The following is a 21,826-nucleotide window of genomic DNA, read 5'->3' on the forward strand; positions in this document are numbered from 1 at the left end:
CGTTTATAATGAGTGAATGAATGCAGTCGCAATACCAAAGTAAATTAATAATGACAAAATATCATTTAACGTCGTAATAAGCGGGCCTGAAGCAATGGCCGGGTCTACATTCAGTCTATGCAGAATAATAGGGATAATTGTTCCGGACATCGTGCCGATAATTAAGGTCAGCAGCAGTGAAGAGCCGACAACAAATCCTAAAAGCACATTTCCCTGCCATAAAATGGCGATCACCGTAATTAAGACAGAACAGACGGCACCGATATAAATACTCGTTCTGAGCTCCCGAAAAATCAGTTTCACAATCGTTGTTTTATTCATTTCTTCTTTAGATAAACCTCTGATGACAACCGCGAGAGACTGTGTTCCTGTATTCCCTGTCATCCCTGACACCATCGGCATAAAGAATGCCAGCGCCACGACCTGCTTCAGCGTATCTTCAAAATAGCTCATGATGCTGCCTGAAATCAGCCCGATGAACAAAAGCAGGATCAGCCATGGAAGGCGGCGGTATGCTGCAACATATGCTTTTGTATCGAAGGTAATGGCTTTACCTGATGCGGCGAATTTTTCGTAGTCCTCATCGGCTTCCCGAATAACGACGTCGATGATATCATCGACCGTCACGATCCCGACAAGCACATTGTTTTCTTCCACGATCGGAATCGCTAAGAAATCGTAACGTTCAATCAGCCGCGCCACTTCTTCCTGATCTTGAAGCGCGTCTGCTGCAATGACACGGGTAAACATCAAGTCTTGTACCTTTTCTTCCGGTTCCCCGAGAATCAAATCGCGATATGACAGAACGCCGACAAGCTGCTTACTGTCATTTATGACATATAAGTAGTTGATAGACTCTGCGATTTCCGCGAAACTTTTTAGTTTGACGACCGCGTCTTTTACCGTGTAATGCTGAGGAATCCACACATAACGGTTGGTCATCATGCGCCCCGCTGAATCAGCCGGGTAATTCATAAGGAGCTGAACAGCTTTTGACTCTGAGGCTTCCATGCTGGATAAAAGCTGCTCCTTCAGTTCTTCATCCATTTCTTCAAGCAATTGAGCGAGGTCATCGTTGTCCATTTTGTTCATGGCTAGTGTTGCTTTTGTTTTTCCGACTTTATTTAAGACGGCTAGCTGAAATTGCCGTTCCAGTTCGCCGATCATATCAGTAATATCATCAACAGTTAAATAAGATAAATAGCGGGCGCGGTGTTTTTCCGGCATTTCTTTAAAAATAAACGCCATATCATAGGGCTGAAGCTCATCAATAACACTTCTGAAATCCCTGATTTTTCCGTCTCGCAATAAGATAATGATGCGTAAAATGAGTTCGTCATAGGTCATGTTTTGAACCATCGGGACTCGTACCTCCTCTACGGAGACGTGCCGGCCTCGCCAGAAGGTGCGGCAGATCGTCTCCTCATCGTGTAATCAATTGTCTTGCTGTCATAGTATATGGGTACTTCTTCAGATTGACTCGAATGGGGAGAATCCATACTCCGCACCTCCTTTTTGTTCAACATTTCGTTTTCTAGGCATAAAAAAAGCCTTCTGGATTGAAGGTGAAAGAAGCACGGCAAAAAAAGCGTGCGGGCGCCTTCAATCGTAGAGCTTTAGCACTGTATGGCATAGGAGCAATCATCCAGCTGCATTAAAAATCACCTTATGTCGATGATTTCTGTTGACCCATTGGCGTCTTTGGACATTTTTGGGCAGCAGCGTATCTCCATACAGGAGCCTCACCTAACGAAGTTCGTAATTGAATTGACACACTGAGATTACAGAAAAAAACAAGCTATGTCAACTTAAAAAAGTTATTTATGCGTTTACACCTCATCTGATGAAATAAAATAAGGGCCTTAGCCCTTATTCTGTTGTTTGCGTCTCATCATCTTCTGAAAGCAAATGATAGGTTTCATGAAGAAATAAGGCGTATTCCCCTTCCTTCGTCGGATGTGGAACATACTCAGCCTGATTGATGTATTGTTCTTCTTTCTTTTCCAAGCGCTTCGCCTCCTTTTCTTATTAGATTGTCCAAAAAGCGGCTCGTTATCATGAAAAAAACCCCGCGGGTGCGGGGTTAGTCGTCTAATTCCTGTTTCATAATACGTCCGTCCTTTGCAGAGATGTCAAATTCTGCTTCAGTCCCTTGTTTCGTTTGAACCTCAATTTCGTAGATATAAGCACCGTCGTCTTCATCCAGCTTGCTTTCTGTGACGGTTCCAGCTGTTTGCTTTAGAGCAATCTGTTCTGCTTCTTCTTTTGTCAAAACAACTTGTTCTTTTTTCTCTTTTAACGGGTCATTGAGCGCTTGTTTGGTCTTGATATCCACATAAACATCATAATCTTCACCGTCTTTTTCGATTTCAACTTCATAAGCTTCTTTGCCGTTATAGATGTCTCTGTCGATGTCATCCACTGTTCCGTCAACAACTGTTTTGGCAATGGACTCCGCTTCTTGTTCAGTAAGTCCGCCAGTTTCAGAAACAGGCTGTGTTTGTTCATTATTTTCTTTCGCAAACGCATTGTAGCTGAACCCTCCGGCCGCTAAACACCCTGCTAATAAGCCAATCATCCATCTTTTCTTCAGCATATGTGATGCCTCCCTTGTTCGTTATGAGTTCAGTTTACACACTCAACATGAAAGGAACACGAGAGAAAGATGAGAATTTGATGAGAAAACCATTAGTCTTCATAGATAATATTAGAAACTTTGCCGGTATAGGCGTTTATTTTCACCGTAGCTTCCTTGTCATTCGGGAGATCAACATCTACTTCAAACAGGAGAGTGCCTTCGCTTTCTTCCAAATCGGCGTCATCCGCTTTTCCTCCAGCCTCACGCTCTGCAATGGCTTTTGCCTCTTTTTCGGAAATTGTTGTCTTTTGTTTGTCTTTGCTGCTGATTTTATCAGCGGACACCACCGCTTTTGTCTTCATATCTACCTTCACTTCGTATATTTCCCCATTATTTTTTTGAATGGTATACGACGCAACTCCGTGTTTTCGCGTGTGTTTTTTGACGGTGCCCGGCACCCGCACCAGAGCGAGCTGCTCAGCTTCTTTTTCTGTCATGTCAGATGTGTTCGTCTTTTTCACTCTGTTCATTGACAATATGTCGCCCGATTTAGCATCAGCTTTTAGAAAATAAATTCCTTTTGGATTTTCCAGAGTCATATCATACGTTTTTTTATCATTGGATTGCGTCACTTTTGTGATGTCGCCTTCATAGGAGGTTTCTACTTTTTTTATGACTGCCTCCTTTGACAGCACGTCCTCACGGGTTTGCTGAATGATAAGAACCGCGCAGATGACAATGGCTAAAACGGCTGCCGCCGCAGCAGCTCCTGTTTTCATTCGTTTTGTCATAGCGCTCCCCCATTCCGTTCTTTAAATTGCATCGTGACATTTGTTCCCTGTCCCGGTTTGCTTTTTACAGACAGGTCAATACCATGCTCATCGGCAATATGTTTGGCAATGGATAGACCTAAACCCGTTCCGCCTGTTTTGCGGTTACGCGCCTCATCCGCCCGGTAAAAACGTTCAAACAGGCGCGGGATATGCTCTTCAGGTATGCCGATTCCTTCATCCCTTACGGACAAAAACGGACGTCTGTTATTGGTTCCTGCGTAAATCACAATGGCCTTGTCACTATACTTTATGGCATTATCAAGCAAAATCGTCAGCAGCTGCTTTATGCGTTCTTCATCTGCCGTTACAAGCAAATTCTCCTTGTCCGTCTCGAGAAAGATGTCGCGTTTATAAACCGGCTGGAGTGTGTGTATGACGGCGCGCGACACTTCGATCAGGTCAACCGTTATCAGATCAAGCTCCAATTCTTTATGGGTCTTGGCCAGCGTAAGCAGCTGATTGGTCAGTTTTTTCATATGGACCGCTTCTGAATGAATCGCTTCAATGGATTCCTCAAGCACTTCAGGCTTTTTTGCCCCCCAGCGTTTCATCAGATTGCTGTAGCTTTCAATAATGGTGAGCGGGGTTTTCAGCTCGTGTGAAGCGTCTTGGACAAATTGCTGCTGTTTGTCGTAGTGCTCTTTCAGCATGCTCGCCATCTCATTAAAGGTCAGCCCCATTTGATACAGTTCGTCATGCGACTGTCCTTCCAGAGAAATTGTTTTGAATGCTTTTTCTCTCTGTATGTCTTTCATCGTTGTCACCAATTGTCTGATTGGATTGATGATATGGCGGGCGAGTAAGCTGCCGGCAAAGAAGGAAGCGATACAGACCGCCGCGCTGGCCGCAATTAAGATGATTCTTAGCAGAAGAAGACTCTCTTCTGTATGCTCCAGCCTTTCCACGAGCTGAAGAGATACGACTTGTCCGTCTGTCCAAATGACCGGGACAGCTGCTGCTGCAAACAGTTTGCCTTCATGCTTTGTCACGTCTGTCGTTTCCCCGCTGTGAAAAGAAAGAGGGAAGTCTTTATATGCTTTTTCCTTTGTGATGGTCATGACGGCTTTCCGATCCGCACTCACTACCCGCACCATTCCATTTGCCGGAAGATAGGCCTGCAGCATATCCTGCAAAGCCACTCCTTGTGTTTCGGCGGTATGAAGAGCTTCGGCGATATTGTCCGTTTCATCGGCAAGACGGGCCGCATCCTTTGAGGTGAGTGCCGATGAAAAAATGAGATAGACCGCAGTATGAACCAACACTAATAAAATCAACAGCCAAATGGATGTATAAAGATGAATCTTTGTCTTCAGCTTCATCATTTACCCCTTAATGGTATAGCCGACCCCGCGCACGGTATGAATCAGCTGTTTTTCGTAAGGATAGTCCAATTTTTTTCTGATATATCTTATGTACACGTCGACGACATTTGTATCTCCGATGTAATCAAACCCCCATACAGAGCTGAGAATTTGCTCCCTCGTCAGCACTTGCTGCGGATGCTTCAGCATATAGACGAGCAAATCAAATTCCCGGGGCGTTAATTCAACCTCTTTGTCTCCCCGTCTGACTTCACGTGTTTTCTCGTTCACCTGCAAATCGTCATATGTCAAAAATGTGCCGATATCCTCTGTTTTGCTTCCGGTTTGGCGGAGTGCCGCTCTGATTCTGGCAAGCAATTCTTCAATTTCAAACGGCTTGGTGACATAGTCATTCGCACCGATGTCAAGCCCCGTTACCTTATCTGGAACGCTGTCGCGGGCTGTTAATAAAATAACCGGTGTCTCTTGATCCGTTTTCCTCAGCCGGCGCAGCACTTCAAGCCCGCTCAACCCTGGCAGCATGACATCGAGCAGCAATAGGGAATACGAACCTTCCGTGGCCGCGTTAAGTCCTTCAGAGCCATTATGTTTGATGGTGACGCTGTATCCTTCATATTCCAATTCAAGCTGAAGGACCCTCGCGATTTTTTCTTCATCTTCCACAATTAATATGTGCCCTTTTTCCAATTCCGATCATCCTCTCATGTTCCTATATGAAAAAAATGATTTCATTGTTTACAAAATGATTCTTATCATCTATTATGATGTCAAAATAAAAAATTGTATACGGAAAGCACTAGGGGTGCTGTTATGGCTGAGATAAAGCGCGCAAAAACGCGCTTTGATCCCTTATGACCCGATCTGGATAATACCAGCGTGGGGAAGTGCAGGTTGACCGAAAGGTGTATTTTTTCGTGCGCTTACTCGATCTATGACTGCATATTCCCTAAGGATATGCAGTTTTTTATTTTACCAAAAAAACAGGAGGTCAGAGAAATGGACAACTTATGCGGTACAAGCAGAATCGCCGGATTTCGGTTCTCTTTATACCCGATGACAGATGATTTTATCAGTGTGATCAAGTCTGCGCTGAAAAAAACGGATACGTCAAAGGTTTGGACAAAGACAGATCATATCAGTACAGTTTTTCGCGGATCGATCGCTCATGTATTCGACGCCGCTAAAGCCATCTACCTGTATGCAGCAAATAGCGAAAAGCACATTGTCATGAACGGGACATTTTCCATCGGCTGCCCGGGCGATACACAAGGAGATACATATCTGACAGCAGATGAAAAGCGAGTCAATGAAGAATCTGTTCACGACCTGAAAGCAGAGGCTCCATGCCAATTTGCACTTTATCCGATGAATGAGCCGAATTATATGGACATTATCTTGAAAGCTGTTGAAATCGCTAAGGCTGACGGCACCTTTGTACAGGGTGTTCATTACGCAAGTGAGGTAGACGGAGATGCACACGACGTGTTCCGGACACTGGAAGCCGCTTTCCGCATGGCAAATCAGCAAACAGCCCATGTCACCATGACCGTGAACTTCTCGGCAAACAGTCCATCAAGAAAACAGAAAGCAGGGATAAAATGAAAAGCTGGAAAGTAAAAGAAATTGTCATCATGTCTGTTATCAGTATTGTTTTTGGCATTGTTTATTTAGTATTCACCCATTTCGGAAACGTACTTGCAGGGATGTTCGGGCCTATCGCTTATGAACCGATTTACGGCATTTGGTTTATCGTGTCGGTGATTGCCGCGTACATCATTCGTAAACCGGGCGCGGCCCTTGTTTCAGAAATCATCGCAGCTCTCGTTGAATGTTTGCTGGGAAATCCTTCAGGCCCGATGGTTATCGTTATCGGCATTGTTCAAGGTCTCGGAGCAGAAGCTGTATTTCTTGCGACACGCTGGAAAGCATATTCCCTTCCTGTGCTGCTTCTGGCGGGTATGGGATCTTCGGTGTCCAGCTTTATTTATGATTTCTTTGTTTCCGGTTATGCGGCGTACTCACCAGGCTATCTGCTCATTATGCTTCTGATCCGTCTCGTTTCAGGTGCGGTCCTGGCCGGCCTTCTCGGAAAAGCTGTCAGCGATTCTCTCGCATATACGGGTGTCTTAAACGGAATGGCACTCGGAAAGGAACTGAAAAAGAAACGGAAACGGGTATCAAATCATGCAAGCCTATAACAAGTTGCTTTCGGTTGACCGCCTTAGCTTTTCATATGATGAAAACGAGAAACCGATTTTTCAGGATATAACGTTTGAGCTCCAAAAAGGAGAGTGCGCTTTATTGTTAGGACCGAGCGGATGTGGAAAAAGCTCGCTTGCCCTCTGTTTAAACGGGCTTTACCCTGAAGCTTGCGACGGGATGCTGTCTGGGCATGTATTCTTATTTCAAAAACCGATCACTGACGCTGAAACCTCTGAAACAATCGCTCAGCATGTCGGAGTCGTCTTTCAGGACCCTGAGCAGCAGTTTTGTATGCTGACAGTGGAGGATGAAATCGCCTTTGGATTGGAAAATCTGCAAGTCCCCCAAGAAGAAATGGCGAAAAAAATTGATGCAGTTCTGGAAAAATTACATATCAGTCATGTAAAGGAAAAAACAATTTCTACTCTGTCAGGGGGACTGAAGCAAAAAGTCGCGCTCGCCTGTATTTTGGCAATGGAGCCTGAGCTCATTATTCTGGATGAACCGACTTCCCTTTTAGACCCTTATTCAGCACGGGAATTCGTTCAAATGATCAAAGAGCTTCAGCAGAAAAAAGGCTTCGGCCTTCTCGTGATCGAACATCAGCTTGATGAGTGGGCGCCTTGGGTTGAAAGAACAATCGTACTGGATGGAGCAGGCAAGAAAGCCTTAGACGGTCCGACTAAGGATATGTTTCAGCATCACTCAAACATGTTAAGAACAATGGGAATCGCTGTGCCGAAAATTTGTGGCTTACAAGAAAAGGTGAGCATACCGTTTACATTGTCAAAAGAAACGCTGTTCAAGGAACCCTTCCCTGCTGGGCCTGCTGAAGAAGCGGCGGTTCTTTCTGCTAAACACGCAGTGCAGGTCCAGAACTTATCGTTTTCAAGAGGACAGCAGACCATTTTCAAAGACATCAGTTTTTCATTGCGTGCAGGCTCTTTGACGGCACTTGTCGGGCCAAACGGCACAGGAAAATCTACGCTGTTGTCTGTTCTCGCCCGTTTGCTCAAACCGAAAAGCGGCAAGATTCTTCTGCATGATAAGCCGCTGGAGTCTTACAAAGAAAAAGAGCTTCGCAAACAAATGGGATTGGTTTTCCAAAATCCAGAGCACCAGTTTGTGACTGACACAGTATATGATGAGCTGCTGTTCGGCCATGCGGCAAATGCCGAAACCGAGAAAAAAGCGCAGAATCTGCTGCAGCGTTTCAGCCTTGCACATTTGACGGACCACCATCCGTTTGCGATCAGCCAAGGGCAAAAACGGCGGCTGAGTGTCGCCACCATGCTGATGCACGATGTAAAGGTTTTGCTTTTAGACGAACCGACCTTTGGCCAAGACGCCAAAACAGCCGCTGAATGCATGGAGATGATTCAGCATATCCAGACAGAAGGCACCGCTGTCCTCATGATCACACACGATATGGAGCTTGTATCTTCATATGCCGACAGCGTGCTTGTGCTTCACGGCGCACATTTGGCCTTTGACGGAACACCGGAACAATTATTTTCCAGGGAAGCCGAGCTCGTCCAAAAAGCAAAGCTCACCCTCCCCCTTCGATATGAATGGATGACATACCAGCAGGAGGTGCGTGATGAAGCAGCCGTTACATCTCATTAACCCGGCAGTAAAAGCAGCGGCGGTTTTTTGCTGTGTCGTCATGCTGTCGTTTATTTACAATCCTTACACACCGGCGTGCTTTTATATCATGATTGTTGCGGGTGTCCTGTTTGCGGCCAGAATACCGCTGAAAAAATGGCTTTTGTTCACGATTCCGTTTTTGATTTTAGCATTCGGCTGCGTATGGACAGCCGCTGTTTTCGGCAAGATTCCCACGACCGCAGATAATTTTCTGTTTCAAGCCGGCCCTTTTTCGATCAACAGTGAAAATGTGGCTGTCGGCATCTCGCTCGGGTTTCGGATTTTGTGCTTTTCTGCCTTATCAATGATGTTTGTTTTTACAACCGATCCGATTTTATTTATGCTGAGTCTTGTGCAGCAGTGCAAGCTGTCCCCGAAGCTTGCATACGGCGTCATTGCCGGATTTCGTTTTCTCCCTCTGTTAAAAGAGGAGGTCCAGCTGATCCAGCAGGCACATAAAATCCGAGGCGGAGCGGCGGAAAATGGCTTAAAAGAAAAAATCAGCGCGTTAAAGCGCTATACCATCCCGCTATTAGCAAGCGCAATCAGAAAAGCGGAACGAACAGCTCTTGCGATGGAATCAAAAGGATTTACAGGCAGCCGAAACCGGACGTATTACCGGTCGCTTACCGTCAGCCCGCGCGACTGGCTGTTCTTTTTCCTCATTCTCTTGTTATTCGCAGGATCTTGTCTTTTGTCTTTATGTTTTACCTCATAAAAAAAGCCGCTATGTTGGGGACTGACCCCCGTTTTTGAGACAGGGATCAAAACACCTTTTATAAGCCAATTGCCGATAGCTTATCGGTGATTGGCTGTTTAGTTTCGTTTGAATACGAATGTTGTTATAATAATAAATGTATTCTTTGACAGTGCGTTCTACGATGGCGGTCGTGGTTCGATCAATACTGTTAAGATAGAACGTTTCAGACTTTAGTGAGGAATGAAACGATTCGATGGAGGCATTATCAGCGGGCGTCCCTTTGCGGGACATGCTCATGGTAATGCCTTTTGTTTTAACAGCTTTCTGATACTCATAAGATGTATACACAGATCCTTGGTCACTATGTAACACGCAGTTCTGAGGCAGTGTTGGCAGTTGATCAAGTGTGTTTAAGACAAAGTCTGTGTCCTGCTTATCTCCAATCGTGAAAGCAATTACTTCTCCATTCTATACATCCAATATACTGGAAAGGTACAATTGTTTCTGTCCATAAGGCAAATACGTGATATCCGTTACTAGTTTTTCAAGAGGATGATCAGACTGAAAGTTCCGATCTAATATATTATCAACCACGGCATATGGCTGCCCATTCTTCTTGCGCTTTTTCACCTTAACCCGGCACTGCCACTGATTTTTCTGCATGATACGCTGAACCGTTTTATGGTTAATACGCATTTCCTTTTTTAATATAGCTGTAATTTTTCGATATCCATATCGATACTTGTGCTCTCGGCACAACGTGCCGATTTGTTTTTCCAAACGGCACTTGGGATGATCTTTCATCAGGTTCTTCTTCCAACGATAATAAGACGCTCGTGAGATACCTAAATGAACACAGATATTCTGTACGGTCATTGTGCCGTGCAATACTTCTACAAGTTCGACTGACGTTTGGCTATCAACTTCCTTTCCAATTCGTTGTACTTTTTTAAAACTTCATTTTGTTGTCTCAGATAACGGTTCTCTGCCTGCAGTTTCTCTAATTCGGAAGCATACTCCGGACCTTTTCCGTAAGTGTATTGCTTACCAACAGGCTGTTCGAATCGATGTGTATCCCCAGCCTTATGCCACCTAACCCATGTCTGAACCTGCGTCTTATTTTTGATTTTCAATTCCTGCATGATCTCTTTCATAGGCACGCCTGCCAATCTCATTTCTACAGCCTTCTGTTTGACTTCAATCGGATAACTCACTCTTATTCCCATACAAAAAACACCTCCAAGTCTTATTTAAGGATAACTACTATCCGTTTTCAAACTTGAAGGTGTTTTTTATTTGTCTCATCTTATGGGGTCAGTCCCGTTGAATAGCGGCTTTTTTATTATTGATGATAGTTCAATGCTTGGGCAAGATTGGTTTTAATATTAATGTTCGTAAAATCAATTCCAAGCTGTACAGCGGTTTGCGCAATTTCTGGTCTGATTCCAGACAATGTGGATCTGACACCGATTAAAGTAAGCGCCTCAATCAGTTTAAAGATTTGATGCGCCACCATTGTATCAACAACGACGACACCTGAAAGATCGATCAACAGATGCTCAACGCGTCTTTTCGCACATGCATTAAGCGTGTTCTCAAGAATAAACTTTGCCCGTTCAGTATCAATATCACCGACAAGCGGCAGCAGAGCTGTCGTTTTGCTCAGAGTAATGACAGGCGAGCTTAATTCCAGTATCATTTCTCTCTGGGCATTTAATTGCTGTTTTGCATTCGATTCAGCGTGATCGACGAATGTATAAATGGTAAAATCAAAAACTTTCACAATCAAATCGGCCCATTTTTGTTTTTCTCCCGGTCCAAATGCCGACTCGTTTTCTTCTGCGAACTTCTCATAATACTTCGTATATAATCTTCGGTTTCTCATAAACTCACGGATGACGTATTGCACCGGGGTATCGAGATGTTTTTGATCATTCGTCAGCTCAATAACCCATTGTTGAAATTCATCGAGAAATTGTTTTTCCGGTAAAACATACATGTAATTCAGATGCCGGTAGAACTCTCTGTCCTGCTCTTTCAGCTCCTCGGTTACAGTTGCATTATGTAAGGCATAAATCGAATTCGGATCGCTTTCCTCCATTGTGTCAATCCATTCCTCGGCCATTTGTTCTACATGCTCAGAAAAAAACGCAAATATTTTTTCATTCAGTTTCATCACACTGCTCCTTTCCCAACTTCTATTATAACTTGACTGACAGCTGAATCCCAGCCATACACGCTAGATACATCCATTATTTTGAAAATTACTAATCCATTGGATTGTATCCTATTTTTTCAAAATGCTTCAAACGACTCTGTCCGAGCGGCTGCTTTTTTCATATAATGTGAGATAACACCCTTGTATCCACTTGCAAGCATAAAAAAGGAGGGCTTTTTTATGAATGGTGAAATCCGCTTGATCCCGTATGTGACGAATGAGCAGATCATGGATGTGAACGAGCTTCCTGAGGGTATTAAAGTGATTAAGGCGCCAGAAGTGTGGGCAAAAGGGGTTAAAGGCAAAGACGTAAAAATTGCTGTATTGGACACCGGCTGCGATACGAGCCATCCCGATTTGAAAAACCAAATCATCGGCGGAAAAAATTTCACAGATGATGACGGCGGCAAGGAAGATGCCATTTCCGACTACAACGGACACGGCACACATGTTGCCGGAACGATTGCGGCTAACGATTCAAACGGCGGCATCGCCGGGGTTGCGCCTGAGGCAAGCCTTTTAATTGTAAAGGTGCTTGGCGGTGAAAACGGCAGCGGAAAGTACGAATGGATTATTAACGGCATTAACTATGCTGTTGAGCAAAAAGCTGATATCATCTCAATGTCCCTTGGCGGACCGAGCGATGTGCCTGAACTGGAGGAAGCGGTCAAAAACGCCGTCAAAAACGGAGTGTTAGTCGTTTGTGCTGCGGGAAATGAAGGTGACGGCGACGAACGCACAGAGGAGCTTTCCTATCCTGCTGCGTATAATGATGTAATTGCGGTTGGATCTGTTTCAGTAGCGCGTGAATCGTCAGAATTTTCAAACGCAAACAAAGAGATTGATCTTGTTGCACCTGGAGAAAACATTTTATCCACTCTTCCCAACAAGAAATACGGGAAGCTTACCGGCACTTCAATGGCTGCCCCTCATGTCAGCGGAGCGCTTGCTTTAATTAAAAGCTTTGAAGAAGAATCTTTTCAAAGAGAGCTTTCAGAATCTGAGCTTTATGCGCAGCTGATCCGCAGGACACTTCCGCTCGATATCGCAAAAACATTGGCGGGGAATGGATTCCTGTATTTAACCGCTCCTGATGAGCTGTCAGAGAAAGCAGAGCAGTCACATTTACTGACCCTATAATAATATTTTTCTCATATAATATATACCGTCATTTGTAAAAAAAAATTCAAAATCTTTGTTGACAATGAATTTGAATTGCTGTTAAGATTACCAACAAATGATTCAACTTTTCAAAAAATTAATAACATTTTCTCTTATCGAGAGTTGGGCGAGGGATTGGCCTTTTGACCCCAACAGCAACCGACCGTAATTCCATTGTGAAATGGGGCGCACTGATTTTCGCGCCGAGATTTATATCTCTTAAGGCACGGTGCTAATTCCATCAGATTGTTTCTGAGAGATGAGAGAGGCTGTATGTTTTGCAAAAAAGCCTCTTTCTCTCATGGGAAAGAGGCTTTTTAGTTGTGAGAAAACCTCTTAACAGCCTGTATCCGCGGGTCAACAAGAGTGTTTTACATATAAAGGAGGAGAAACAATGACAACAATCAAAACATCAAATTTAGGATTTCCAAGAATCGGACTGAACAGAGAATGGAAAAAATCACTTGAAGCGTATTGGAAAGGAAACAGCGATAAAGATACGTTTTTGAAGCAAATCGATGAATTATTCTTATCCGCAGTGAAAACGCAAATTGACCAGCAGATTGATGTTGTGCCTGTTTCTGATTTCACACAGTATGATCATGTTCTTGACACTGCAGTCAGCTTCAACTGGATCCCGCAACGCTTCAGACACCTGACTGACAGTACAGATACATACTTCGCCATCGCCCGCGGAATAAAAGACGCCGTATCAAGTGAAATGACAAAATGGTTTAATACAAACTACCATTACATCGTGCCTGAATATGACGAGAGCCTAGAGTTCCGCCTGACAAGAAACAAACAGCTTGAAGATTACCGCCGAATCAAACAGGAGTACGGCGTTGAAACAAAACCTGTTATCGTCGGCCCTTATACGTTCGTCACGCTCGCAAAAGGCTACGAGCCATCTGAAGCAAAAGCAATTCAAAAACGTCTCGTGCCGTTATATGTACAGCTTTTAAAAGAGCTTGAAGAAGAAGGCGTAAAATGGGTTCAAATTGATGAACCTGCGCTTGTCACCGCTTCAGCTGAGGATGTACGCGGCGTAAAAGAGTTATTCGAGAGCATCACAAATGAGCTTTCTTCCTTGAATGTGCTTTTGCAAACGTATTTCGATTCTGTTGATGCTTATGAGGAGCTTATTTCTTATCCTGTACATGGCATCGGGCTTGATTTCGTTCATGATAAAGGCAGGAACCTGGAACAGCTTAAGACACACGGCTTTCCGAAAGATAAAGTGCTGGCAGCCGGTGTCATAGACGGACGCAACATTTGGAAAGCGGATCTTGAAGAACGCCTGGATGCCGTGCTTCATATCCTCAGCATTGCACAGGTTGATGAATTGTGGATTCAGCCTTCCAGCAGCCTCCTTCATGTTCCGGTAGCGAAACACCCAGATGAGCATTTGGAACAAGATCTGCTGAACGGATTGTCCTACGCGAAAGAAAAACTGGCAGAGCTGACAGCTTTAAAAGAAGGCTTAGTATCAGGCAAAGCCGCCATCAGTGAGCAAATTCAGCAAGCGAAAGCGGACATCAAAGCGCTCAAACAATTTGCAACAGGAGCCAATTCTGAACAAAAGCAAGAGCTGGAACAATTAAGCGATAAAGACTTCAAGCGCCCCATTCCGTTTGAAGAACGCTTAACCCTGCAAAATGAATCTCTCGGACTCCCGCTTTTGCCGACAACAACAATCGGAAGCTTCCCGCAGTCTGCTGAAGTACGCAGCGTACGCCAAAAATGGCGGAAAAACGAGTGGTCTGATGAACAATACCAAAACTTTATCAATGCGGAGACGAAAAGATGGATTGATATTCAGGAGGAATTGGATCTTGATGTTCTTGTTCACGGTGAATTCGAACGGACAGACATGGTTGAATACTTTGGTGAAAAGCTGGCCGGCTTCGCCTTTACGAAGTACGCCTGGGTTCAATCATACGGTTCACGCTGTGTACGCCCGCCGGTCATTTATGGAGATGTAGAGTTTATTGAACCGATGACAGTGAAAGATACTGTATACGCTCAATCGTTAACATCCAAGCATGTAAAAGGAATGCTGACAGGTCCTGTTACGATTTTAAATTGGTCTTTCCCTCGGAACGATATCTCGAGAAAAGAAATCGCGTTCCAAATCGGACTCGCCCTCCGCAAAGAAGTAAAAGCGCTTGAAGACGCGGGCATTCAAATCATTCAAGTCGATGAGCCAGCCCTGCGTGAAGGCCTTCCGTTAAAAACCCGTGATTGGGATGAGTATTTGACTTGGGCTGCCGAAGCATTCAGATTAACAACCTCTTCCGTGAAAAATGAAACACAAATTCATACACATATGTGCTACAGCAACTTCGAAGACATCGTCGATACGATCAATGATCTTGACGCTGATGTCATTACGATCGAACACAGCAGAAGCCACGGAGGATTTTTGGATTACTTAAAAGACCATCCGTATTTGAAAGGGCTCGGTCTTGGTGTTTATGACATTCACAGTCCCCGTGTCCCGTCAACTGAGGAAATGCACAACATTATCGTTGATGCGCTTGCCGTATGTCCGACTGACCGTTTCTGGGTAAATCCTGACTGCGGTTTAAAAACTAGACAGCAGGAAGAAACAGTCGCAGCCTTAAAAAATATGGTTGAAGCAGCGAAACAGGCAAGAGCTAAGCAGACACAGCTTGTATAATACGAAAACCATCTGCAAATGCAGATGGTTTTTTCTTTTAGAAAACGGGAATCGGTTTTCGATGCTCCCCATCCCCTTCTTTTAGTATTTTGGCTGTTCCATTTTTATCAAATGCCACAAGGCTCAAAGACGTATCATGTATGTAAGCAGAATTCCATATGTCATGAATGCCTCTTCCCTTTATGATATTTAACAGCATTAATATAAAGACAGAATGGGTAACCAGAAGAATATTCCCTGAAGAATGGCTGTCTAAAATCAATTGGAGAGCCAGCCTTGCCCGGCTTTCGAGGTCAAAAAACGTTTCACATCCCGGCTGGCGATATGCTTCAGGATGATGAAAATAAGCATGAAAAAGATCAGGTTCGTCTCTTTCAATATCCTCTTGTTTTTTCCCTTCCCATGGCCCCAGCGACATTTCTCTGAATATACGATCTTTCACCAGCGGCAGGCGGCGCGGTCCCAATATAGCTTTTGCCGTCTCTTCTGTCCGCTTGCTCGGGCTGATGTAAACCTGATTGAATTTAATATCCTTCAGCCGTTCTCCAAGAGCGCGGGCATTGTACAGTCCAAGTTCTGTTACACCAGAATCCAGCCAGCCCTGCATCCTTTTTTCTACGTTCCAATGTGTCTGTCCATGCCTGGCAATATACAAATGCAGCATATGCTCCCCTCCCTTTTTTCATCTTAGCAAATCCCCCAAATATTTTGTTTATTTTTCATTTTTTTGAGAATGTTTTTTGCACTTCTTTTCGGCTATACTTATATCATTCGATCGACTGGGAGGGTATGGGATGAATCATGAAGCGTTTTTAAAGCGGGCTGTCGAGCTTGCTCGTGAAGGAGTGATTGCTGGAATCGGCGGGCCTTTCGGAGCCGTTATCGTGAAGGACGGAGCCATTATAGCCGAAGGACAGAACAACGTCACTACAAGCAATGATCCGACTGCCCACGCGGAAGTAACTGCTATTCGAAACGCCTGTAAAGCGCTTGGGACATACCAGCTGGATGACTGCATGTTGTATACGAGCTGCGAGCCTTGCCCCATGTGCTTAGGCGCCATCTACTGGGCCCGCCCGAAAGCCGTTTACTATGCTGCTGAGCATACAGATGCTGCTGAAGCCGGTTTTGATGATTCATTCATTTATGAAGAAATCGATAAACCTGCTGAAGAAAGAACGATCCCTTTTTATCACGTGACTCTCGCGGAACATTTATCTCCGTTTCAAGCATGGCGGGATGTTGACCATAAAAAAGAATATTAAAGGATCAGGCATGTGCGGCCTGATCCTTTGTTACTTCACTGAGCAGCTGCTGTGCCTGAGTACACCTCGGGTTTGCTTTCAGCGCTTTTTGCAAATATAAAACGGCTGTCATATGTTGATGCAATTCAGCGTGACAGACGCCCAGCCAGCAAAGGGATCGAAAATCAGCGGCTCCTTTAACCTGTACGTACTGATGGTTTTCACCTTGCGTTTGCAGACAGGATTCAAATGCTGTAATCGCTTCTCTGACTTTTTTAAGCTGATACTTCATTATCCCTTTGTAGTAGTAAAGGGTGCTGTAATCCGGATAATGCCGCAGTGCTTCATCAATATCCCGCTCAGCTTCTTCATACCGTTCAAAATCAATGAAGAGTTTAAACTTGATATAATATAAAACCGCGGGAGGAATTTGCTTTTTGCTGTTACATTCATTTATGCACTTCATTGCCAGGCGGATGGCTTTGCTCTGTTCACCGCCTCTGTCGTACTCAGCTGCTTTCTGATAAATGAGAAGCGGGTCGTCATATGACGTCAATAATTCTGTATTCAATATGCTTAAATTACGTTTATGCTTACACTTTGCCTCCTGCTCCAGATAGCCGTAATGGTGAATAACACAAGGGAGAGAGAAAGCGCCTCTTGCCTCCTCACCCACGGGCTTTTCGCAAATTCTTCCCTTAAACGTTATCTTCCGCTGATTCCGTATCAGCCTGATCTGCATTTGTTCAAATGCTTCGTTTTCATCCCATTGCTTTCCCGTGTAGTTTATAACATTTACATAACCAAGGGACTGCCTGCAGTCATTCAGCAGTGAACGCAGCAAGCTTCCCGTATCCACGTCTAACTCTTCATCTGCATCCAAAATCAAAATCCACTCACCCTTGGCATGCTGTAAACTGATGTTTCTTGCCTGCGAATAATCCTGTGTCCATTGATGATGATAGACCTGAGCATGAAAACTTCTGCAAATTTCTACTGTTTGATCGTTTGATCCGGTATCAACGACAATGATTTCATCAGCAATATGCTGCACACTTTCTAAACAGCGGACAATATGACGTTCTTCATTTTTGACAATCATACAAACTGACAGCTTCGGTCTTTTCATTCGCTCACCTTTTCTCTAGTCTGAATCCATCTATACTACATGTATTCACACTTCGAAAAGATCATAACCAATCCGTTCATATCAAAAAAACATCCTGAGAACTCTCAGGATGCTGCAAATTATTTTAATTCCAATTTTACATCAACATTTCCTCTTGTCGCTTTAGAATAAGGACAAAATTCATGAGCAGCCTCGACAAGCTCTTGGGCTTTATCCCGATCCAATCCCTTTGTATTGACGACAAGTGTGACTCCGATTTTAAAGCCGCCGTCACTTTCATCCTTCATGAGGCTGACCTGTCCTTCAATTTCTGAATCAATGTCAATATTTTGTTCTTTGGCCACGTGTTCAAGCGCGCCGCCAAAGCATGCTGCATAGCCTGCGGCAAAGAGCTGTTCCGGGTTTGTTCCGGTTTGTCCTTCTTTTTTTGCATTAGGCATGACAATGTCAAAATCGAGTACCCCGTCATCTGATTGAATATGTCCTGCACGTCCGCCGCGAGCGGTGGCTTTTGCTGTAAATAGTGCCATTTGTTTTCAGCCTCCTTATTTGTCTTTAGTTGTTATATTTCCCATACAAATCTTTTTAAACATGTTTTGTTTGCCGAGAATAGGAAAAGTGATGTTTTTCAGCTACAATAGTATGTAATGTCAGAAAGAGTTGGTGAACACAGATGGAAAATGAATTTGACCATATGAAATTGGAGAATCAGCTTTGTTTTTTGCTTTATGCGAGTTCGCGGGAGATGACAAAGCAGTACAAGCCGCTGCTTGAAAAGCTGAATGTGACATACCCTCAATATTTGGCTTTGCTTTTATTGTGGGAACACGAAACACTTTCCGTCAAAAAAATGGGCGAGCTTCTGTATTTGGATTCCGGAACGCTGACACCGATGCTGAAACGGATGGAGCAGCAGGAATTGATTATAAGAAAAAGATCTGAAGAGGATGAGCGGTCGGTGATGATCAGCCTGACAGAGAACGGAAAGCTATTAAAAGAAAAAGCGGCTGATATTCCGGGAACAATTCTGGCACTCTCAGGCCAGTCCGGCGAGGAATTGAAACACTTAAAATCAGCTCTATATACATTGCTTGAAACGCTGCACCATAAAAAATGAGGATGCCCTATGTGAGGCATCCTCATTTTTTATTCAGCGACTTCCAATATGACATCGATATTTCCGGAGGTTGCTTTTGAATAAGGGCAGACACCGTGCGCTTTTTGGACGAGTGTTTTCAATTCTGGCGCACTGACTCCTGATCCTTTCACCTGCAACGTCACACCCAGTTTAAAGCCCTGATCTGCTTCATCTTTTAAAAGGCTCACATGGGCTGTAACCTCAGTTTCAATTTTCAGCCGTTCTTTTCTTGCCACCAGCTGAAGCGCGCTGTCAAAACATGCTGCATAGCCTGCCGCAAACAGCTGCTCCGGATTTGTCGCTTTTTCCAGCTGTTTCGCTCTTGGAGTACCCGGCATTGCGACATCCATCTCAAGAACGCGGTCTGAGGAAATAATTTTACCTTCTCTTCCTCCTATCGCTGAAACGGATGCTGTAAATAATGGCTGACTCATATTGTATTCCTCCTCTTTTGTTTTACACAATTAAATTGTACACAATTAAATTTAACGTGTCAATTTTTTATTTATAAAAAAAAAGCTTACCTCCTTGAGAGATAAGCCTTTTAGAGAATACATCGTGCTATTCGCGAATTTGTCCTGTTCCTTTAATGATATATTTTGTAGAAGTTAATGCAGGAAGCCCCATCGGTCCTCTTGCATGAAGCTTTTGTGTACTGATGCCGATTTCTGCTCCGTAGCCAAATTCAAAGCCATCGGTAAAACGGGTCGACGCGTTATGATAGACCGCGGCGGCGTCTACAGCCGTTTGAAAGTAAGCCGCATGCTGATCGTTTTCAGTTAAAATGGCTTCAGAATGATTAGTGCCGTATTTCTGGATATGCTGCACAGCTTCCTGTACACTTTCAACTGTCTTTACACTGATGACAGGCCCTAAGTATTCCGTTCCCCAATCTTCTTCTGACGCCTGTTTGCTTGAAGAATGAAGCCCGCATACGAATTCATCGCCGCGGATTTCGACTCCCGCTTTTTCCAGATGCGTCAGCAATTCTTTTCCGTGCTGCTCTGCCCACGCTTTGTGGATCAGCAGTGATTCAATCGCGTTGCACACGGAAGGGCGCTGCGTTTTGGCGTTTATGACAATCTTTTCAGCCATTTGCTGATTTGCCGTTTCATCTATGAAAATATGACAGTTGCCGGCTCCGGTTTCTAATACCGGGACTGTTGATTCTCTTACAACGAGATCGATCAGTTTTTTTCCTCCGCGCGGAATCAATACATCCAATCCGTCATTTAACGTAAAGAGTTCTTTTGCTGTCTCTCTGCTCGTATCCTCAATCAGCTGCACAGCGTTGATTGGAAGCGCTGATTGCTCAAGCGCTCTGTGAATAACACTGACGAGTGCTTTGTTGCTGTGAATGGCCGAGGAGCTCCCCCGCAGGACAACCGCATTTCCTGTTTTCAGGCAGAGGGTAGCCGCATCAACTGTGACGTTTGGCCTCGCCTCGTAAATCATTCCGGCAACACCGAGCGGCACACGGATTTTTTCAATAAACAGGCCGTTCTCTTTTTCAATTGTTTCAAGAGATTCGCCGACTGGGTCAGCCAGATCAATCAATAGCTCTACCGCGTCCGCGATGTCGCGTATGCGTTTCTCATCCAGCGTGAGACGGTCAATGACATCGGGTGTTAACCCATTTGCTTTTCCGTTCTCAATGTCTTTTGCATTTTCCGATAAGAGAAAATCCAATTCTTTACGGAGTCCATTTGCAATGAGACTGAGCGCCTCATTTTTTTCAGCCGTTGTTTTCATCATCATTTCAGCTGCTGCTTCTTTCGCCAGCTTCGCTTTTACAGAAACTTCACTCATTTTTCCGCCCCCTAGTCTTTTAAGTTGACCCAGTCATTCCTGTGAATGACCTCAAACGTTTTGTCAAAATCAAGCTCATTGCTTCGTTTGCCTTTTGCCTCCATAATCTCCTCAGATGAATAATGGGTCTGGCCTTTGCCGATCACACCGCCCGGTCCCCGGACTTCCACGACAGCCCCTTTTGGAAAGCTTCCGTTCACGCCCACTACGCCAGCCGGTAAAAGACTGCTTCCGTTATGAACCATCGCCTCTTCGGCACCCGCGTCAATGACGATTTCCCCTGATATCGGCGAGTGGAATTGAATCCATTGTCTCGTATTGTTGACTGAGGATAGCTCCTTGTCGCCGATATAAGTCCCATCTCCCCTGCCGTTTAAAATATCCGCCAGCTTTTGTTCGCCGCTGCCTGTTCCGATGAACACTTTGACCCCAAGAGACAGTGCGGTTTGTGCAGCTAACAGCTTTGATTTCATACCGCCCGTGCCGACCTTTGATCCGGCTGAACCCGCGTAACCCAGCAATTCAGGGGTGATCTCCGGCAAATAATCAAATCGTTTCGCATCAGGATTTCCATTTGGATTGGCATCATACAGCCCGTTAATGTCAGTCAGGATCATGAGCTGGTCTGCATGAATTAATCCGCTGACCAAAGCAGAGAGCATATCATTGTCGCCAAAAGTCAATTCTTCAACAGACGTAGAATCATTTTCATTAATAACCGGGATAACACCGCGCTCCAGCAATTCCATAATCGTTGCATACGCGTTTCGATACCGCTCTCTCTTCGAAAAATCATTTCTCGTCAAAAGGATTTGTCCCGGGGTAAGTGAGTATTGTTTAAATTGATTCATGTATTGCTGCATTAACAGTGTTTGTCCGACCGCGGCTGCCGCCTGCTTTCCCTTGAGGGTAACAGGACGGGACGGATAACCGAGACTGGAAAACCCCGCCGCTACTGCTCCCGAGGTAATCAAAATCATTTCATGCCCCGCTTTTTTCAAAAGAGAAATTGCCTGAACGTGTTCTCTGATTTTTACCTCATCAATGCTTCCTTTGCTATTTGTAAGCGAACTGCTTCCTATCTTCACTACTATTCTTTGTTTTTTCATTTATTCTCCTCCGCGGCTCTTCGCCAGCCAACTTACAATAAAAAAACCCATTT

22 protein-coding genes, 1 pseudogene and 3 riboswitches are annotated in these 21,826 nt (G+C 44.5%); of the genes and pseudogenes, 8 read left to right on the forward strand and 15 right to left on the reverse strand.

Annotated features, from left to right (window positions below; genetic code table 11):
* Window positions 1-3: 3 nt before the first annotated feature.
* The 7 genes from mgtE to ykoG form a co-directional block, all read right to left on the reverse strand.
* A complete protein-coding gene (gene mgtE / locus WA325_RS10675; RefSeq protein ID WP_336183600.1) occupies window positions 4-1,359 on the reverse strand; it encodes a magnesium transporter in 1,356 nt (451 codons plus the stop codon).
* A gap of 17 nt (window positions 1,360-1,376) precedes the next feature.
* Window positions 1,377-1,499, reverse strand: a complete 123-nt coding sequence (locus WA325_RS10680; RefSeq protein WP_010330178.1) for a hypothetical protein — start codon at window positions 1,497-1,499, stop codon at window positions 1,377-1,379.
* A gap of 95 nt (window positions 1,500-1,594) precedes the next feature.
* Window positions 1,595-1,761, reverse strand: a riboswitch (M-box (ykoK) riboswitch).
* A gap of 108 nt (window positions 1,762-1,869) precedes the next feature.
* Window positions 1,870-2,007, reverse strand: a complete 138-nt coding sequence (locus tag WA325_RS10685) for a transcriptional regulator SplA domain-containing protein (protein ID WP_003218541.1) — start codon at window positions 2,005-2,007, stop codon at window positions 1,870-1,872.
* A 76-nt stretch (window positions 2,008-2,083) separates the two neighbouring features.
* On the reverse strand, window positions 2,084-2,596 hold the full coding sequence (locus WA325_RS10690) for a PepSY domain-containing protein (RefSeq protein WP_105955509.1): 513 nt from the start codon (window positions 2,594-2,596) through the stop codon (window positions 2,084-2,086).
* Between the two features lie 92 nt (window positions 2,597-2,688).
* A complete protein-coding gene (locus WA325_RS10695) occupies window positions 2,689-3,369 on the reverse strand; it encodes a PepSY domain-containing protein (protein ID WP_105955508.1) in 681 nt (226 codons plus the stop codon).
* Window positions 3,366-4,730 carry a sensor histidine kinase gene (locus WA325_RS10700; protein ID WP_202853854.1) on the reverse strand — a complete coding sequence of 455 codons (1,365 nt, stop codon included), beginning with the start codon at window positions 4,728-4,730 and terminating at the stop codon, window positions 3,366-3,368. Before WA325_RS10700 ends, WA325_RS10695 begins: the two co-directional genes overlap by 4 nt.
* Before the next feature lie 3 nt (window positions 4,731-4,733).
* A complete protein-coding gene (gene ykoG, locus WA325_RS10705; RefSeq protein ID WP_024121132.1) occupies window positions 4,734-5,420 on the reverse strand; it encodes a two-component system response regulator YkoG in 687 nt (228 codons plus the stop codon).
* 101 nt (window positions 5,421-5,521) lie between these two features.
* Window positions 5,522-5,633: riboswitch (TPP riboswitch) on the forward strand.
* Window positions 5,634-5,729: 96 nt separating this feature from the next.
* On the opposite strand from ykoG, the gene WA325_RS10710 reads away from it, so the two are divergent.
* From WA325_RS10710 to WA325_RS10725, 4 genes are read left to right on the forward strand one after another with little or no spacing between them, the layout of a single operon-like run.
* Complete coding sequence (locus WA325_RS10710; RefSeq protein WP_105990691.1) at window positions 5,730-6,335, forward strand: YkoF family thiamine/hydroxymethylpyrimidine-binding protein; 606 nt, start codon at window positions 5,730-5,732, stop codon at window positions 6,333-6,335.
* Window positions 6,332-6,931 (forward strand): ECF transporter S component, encoded by a 600-nt coding sequence (locus WA325_RS10715; protein WP_105990690.1) that lies wholly within the window; start codon window positions 6,332-6,334, stop codon window positions 6,929-6,931. The genes WA325_RS10710 and WA325_RS10715 overlap by 4 nt, the downstream gene beginning before the upstream one ends.
* On the forward strand, window positions 6,918-8,561 hold the full coding sequence (locus tag WA325_RS10720; RefSeq protein ID WP_336183601.1) for an ABC transporter ATP-binding protein: 1,644 nt from the start codon (window positions 6,918-6,920) through the stop codon (window positions 8,559-8,561). Before WA325_RS10715 ends, WA325_RS10720 begins: the two co-directional genes overlap by 14 nt.
* Complete coding sequence (locus tag WA325_RS10725) at window positions 8,536-9,300, forward strand: CbiQ family ECF transporter T component (protein WP_336183602.1); 765 nt, start codon at window positions 8,536-8,538, stop codon at window positions 9,298-9,300. Before WA325_RS10720 ends, WA325_RS10725 begins: the two co-directional genes overlap by 26 nt.
* Before the next feature lie 9 nt (window positions 9,301-9,309).
* Here the strand turns inward: WA325_RS10725 and WA325_RS10730 are convergent.
* A pseudogene (locus WA325_RS10730) lies at window positions 9,310-10,508 on the reverse strand (IS3 family transposase).
* Between the two features lie 116 nt (window positions 10,509-10,624).
* Complete coding sequence (rsbRB, locus tag WA325_RS10735; RefSeq protein ID WP_044156176.1) at window positions 10,625-11,458, reverse strand: RsbT co-antagonist RsbRB; 834 nt, start codon at window positions 11,456-11,458, stop codon at window positions 10,625-10,627.
* 222 nt (window positions 11,459-11,680) lie between these two features.
* Between rsbRB and isp the strand changes: the two genes are divergently transcribed.
* Both isp and metE read left to right on the forward strand, forming a co-directional pair.
* Window positions 11,681-12,640, forward strand: coding sequence for a serine protease Isp (gene isp, locus WA325_RS10740; RefSeq protein ID WP_024121126.1), 960 nt, complete (start codon window positions 11,681-11,683; stop codon window positions 12,638-12,640).
* Between the two features lie 131 nt (window positions 12,641-12,771).
* Window positions 12,772-12,927, forward strand: a riboswitch (SAM riboswitch).
* A gap of 128 nt (window positions 12,928-13,055) precedes the next feature.
* Entirely contained in the window at window positions 13,056-15,344 is a 2,289-nt protein-coding gene (gene metE / locus WA325_RS10745; protein ID WP_336183603.1) for a 5-methyltetrahydropteroyltriglutamate--homocysteine S-methyltransferase, read from the forward strand.
* Window positions 15,345-15,381: 37 nt separating this feature from the next.
* On the opposite strand, the gene WA325_RS10750 is transcribed toward metE, so the two are convergent.
* Window positions 15,382-16,008 carry a histidine phosphatase family protein gene (locus WA325_RS10750; protein WP_198097758.1) on the reverse strand — a complete coding sequence of 209 codons (627 nt, stop codon included), beginning with the start codon at window positions 16,006-16,008 and terminating at the stop codon, window positions 15,382-15,384.
* Window positions 16,009-16,138: 130 nt separating this feature from the next.
* On the opposite strand from WA325_RS10750, the gene WA325_RS10755 reads away from it, so the two are divergent.
* On the forward strand, window positions 16,139-16,609 hold the full coding sequence (locus WA325_RS10755) for a nucleoside deaminase (protein WP_105953609.1): 471 nt from the start codon (window positions 16,139-16,141) through the stop codon (window positions 16,607-16,609).
* Window positions 16,610-16,613: 4 nt separating this feature from the next.
* Here the strand turns inward: WA325_RS10755 and WA325_RS10760 are convergent, their stop codons facing one another.
* Both WA325_RS10760 and WA325_RS10765 read right to left on the reverse strand, forming a co-directional pair.
* On the reverse strand, window positions 16,614-17,717 hold the full coding sequence (locus tag WA325_RS10760; protein WP_336183604.1) for a glycosyltransferase: 1,104 nt from the start codon (window positions 17,715-17,717) through the stop codon (window positions 16,614-16,616).
* A gap of 119 nt (window positions 17,718-17,836) precedes the next feature.
* Window positions 17,837-18,247 (reverse strand): organic hydroperoxide resistance protein, encoded by a 411-nt coding sequence (locus WA325_RS10765; protein ID WP_024121122.1) that lies wholly within the window; start codon window positions 18,245-18,247, stop codon window positions 17,837-17,839.
* Between the two features lie 143 nt (window positions 18,248-18,390).
* Between WA325_RS10765 and WA325_RS10770 the strand changes: the two genes are divergently transcribed.
* Window positions 18,391-18,834, forward strand: a complete 444-nt coding sequence (locus WA325_RS10770; protein WP_105953612.1) for a MarR family winged helix-turn-helix transcriptional regulator — start codon at window positions 18,391-18,393, stop codon at window positions 18,832-18,834.
* A gap of 29 nt (window positions 18,835-18,863) precedes the next feature.
* On the opposite strand, the gene WA325_RS10775 is transcribed toward WA325_RS10770, so the two are convergent.
* From WA325_RS10775 to proB, 3 genes are all read right to left on the reverse strand, one after another.
* Window positions 18,864-19,289, reverse strand: a complete 426-nt coding sequence (locus WA325_RS10775) for an organic hydroperoxide resistance protein (RefSeq protein WP_202853687.1) — start codon at window positions 19,287-19,289, stop codon at window positions 18,864-18,866.
* Between the two features lie 127 nt (window positions 19,290-19,416).
* Entirely contained in the window at window positions 19,417-20,664 is a 1,248-nt protein-coding gene (proA, locus tag WA325_RS10780) for a glutamate-5-semialdehyde dehydrogenase (protein WP_202853686.1), read from the reverse strand.
* A gap of 11 nt (window positions 20,665-20,675) precedes the next feature.
* Window positions 20,676-21,773 (reverse strand): glutamate 5-kinase, encoded by a 1,098-nt coding sequence (proB, locus tag WA325_RS10785; RefSeq protein ID WP_336183606.1) that lies wholly within the window; start codon window positions 21,771-21,773, stop codon window positions 20,676-20,678.
* Between the last annotated feature and the right edge of the window lie 53 nt (window positions 21,774-21,826).

This window comes from Bacillus sp. 205(2023), from assembly GCF_037027485.1.
Classification (GTDB): domain Bacteria; phylum Bacillota; class Bacilli; order Bacillales; family Bacillaceae; genus Bacillus; species Bacillus halotolerans.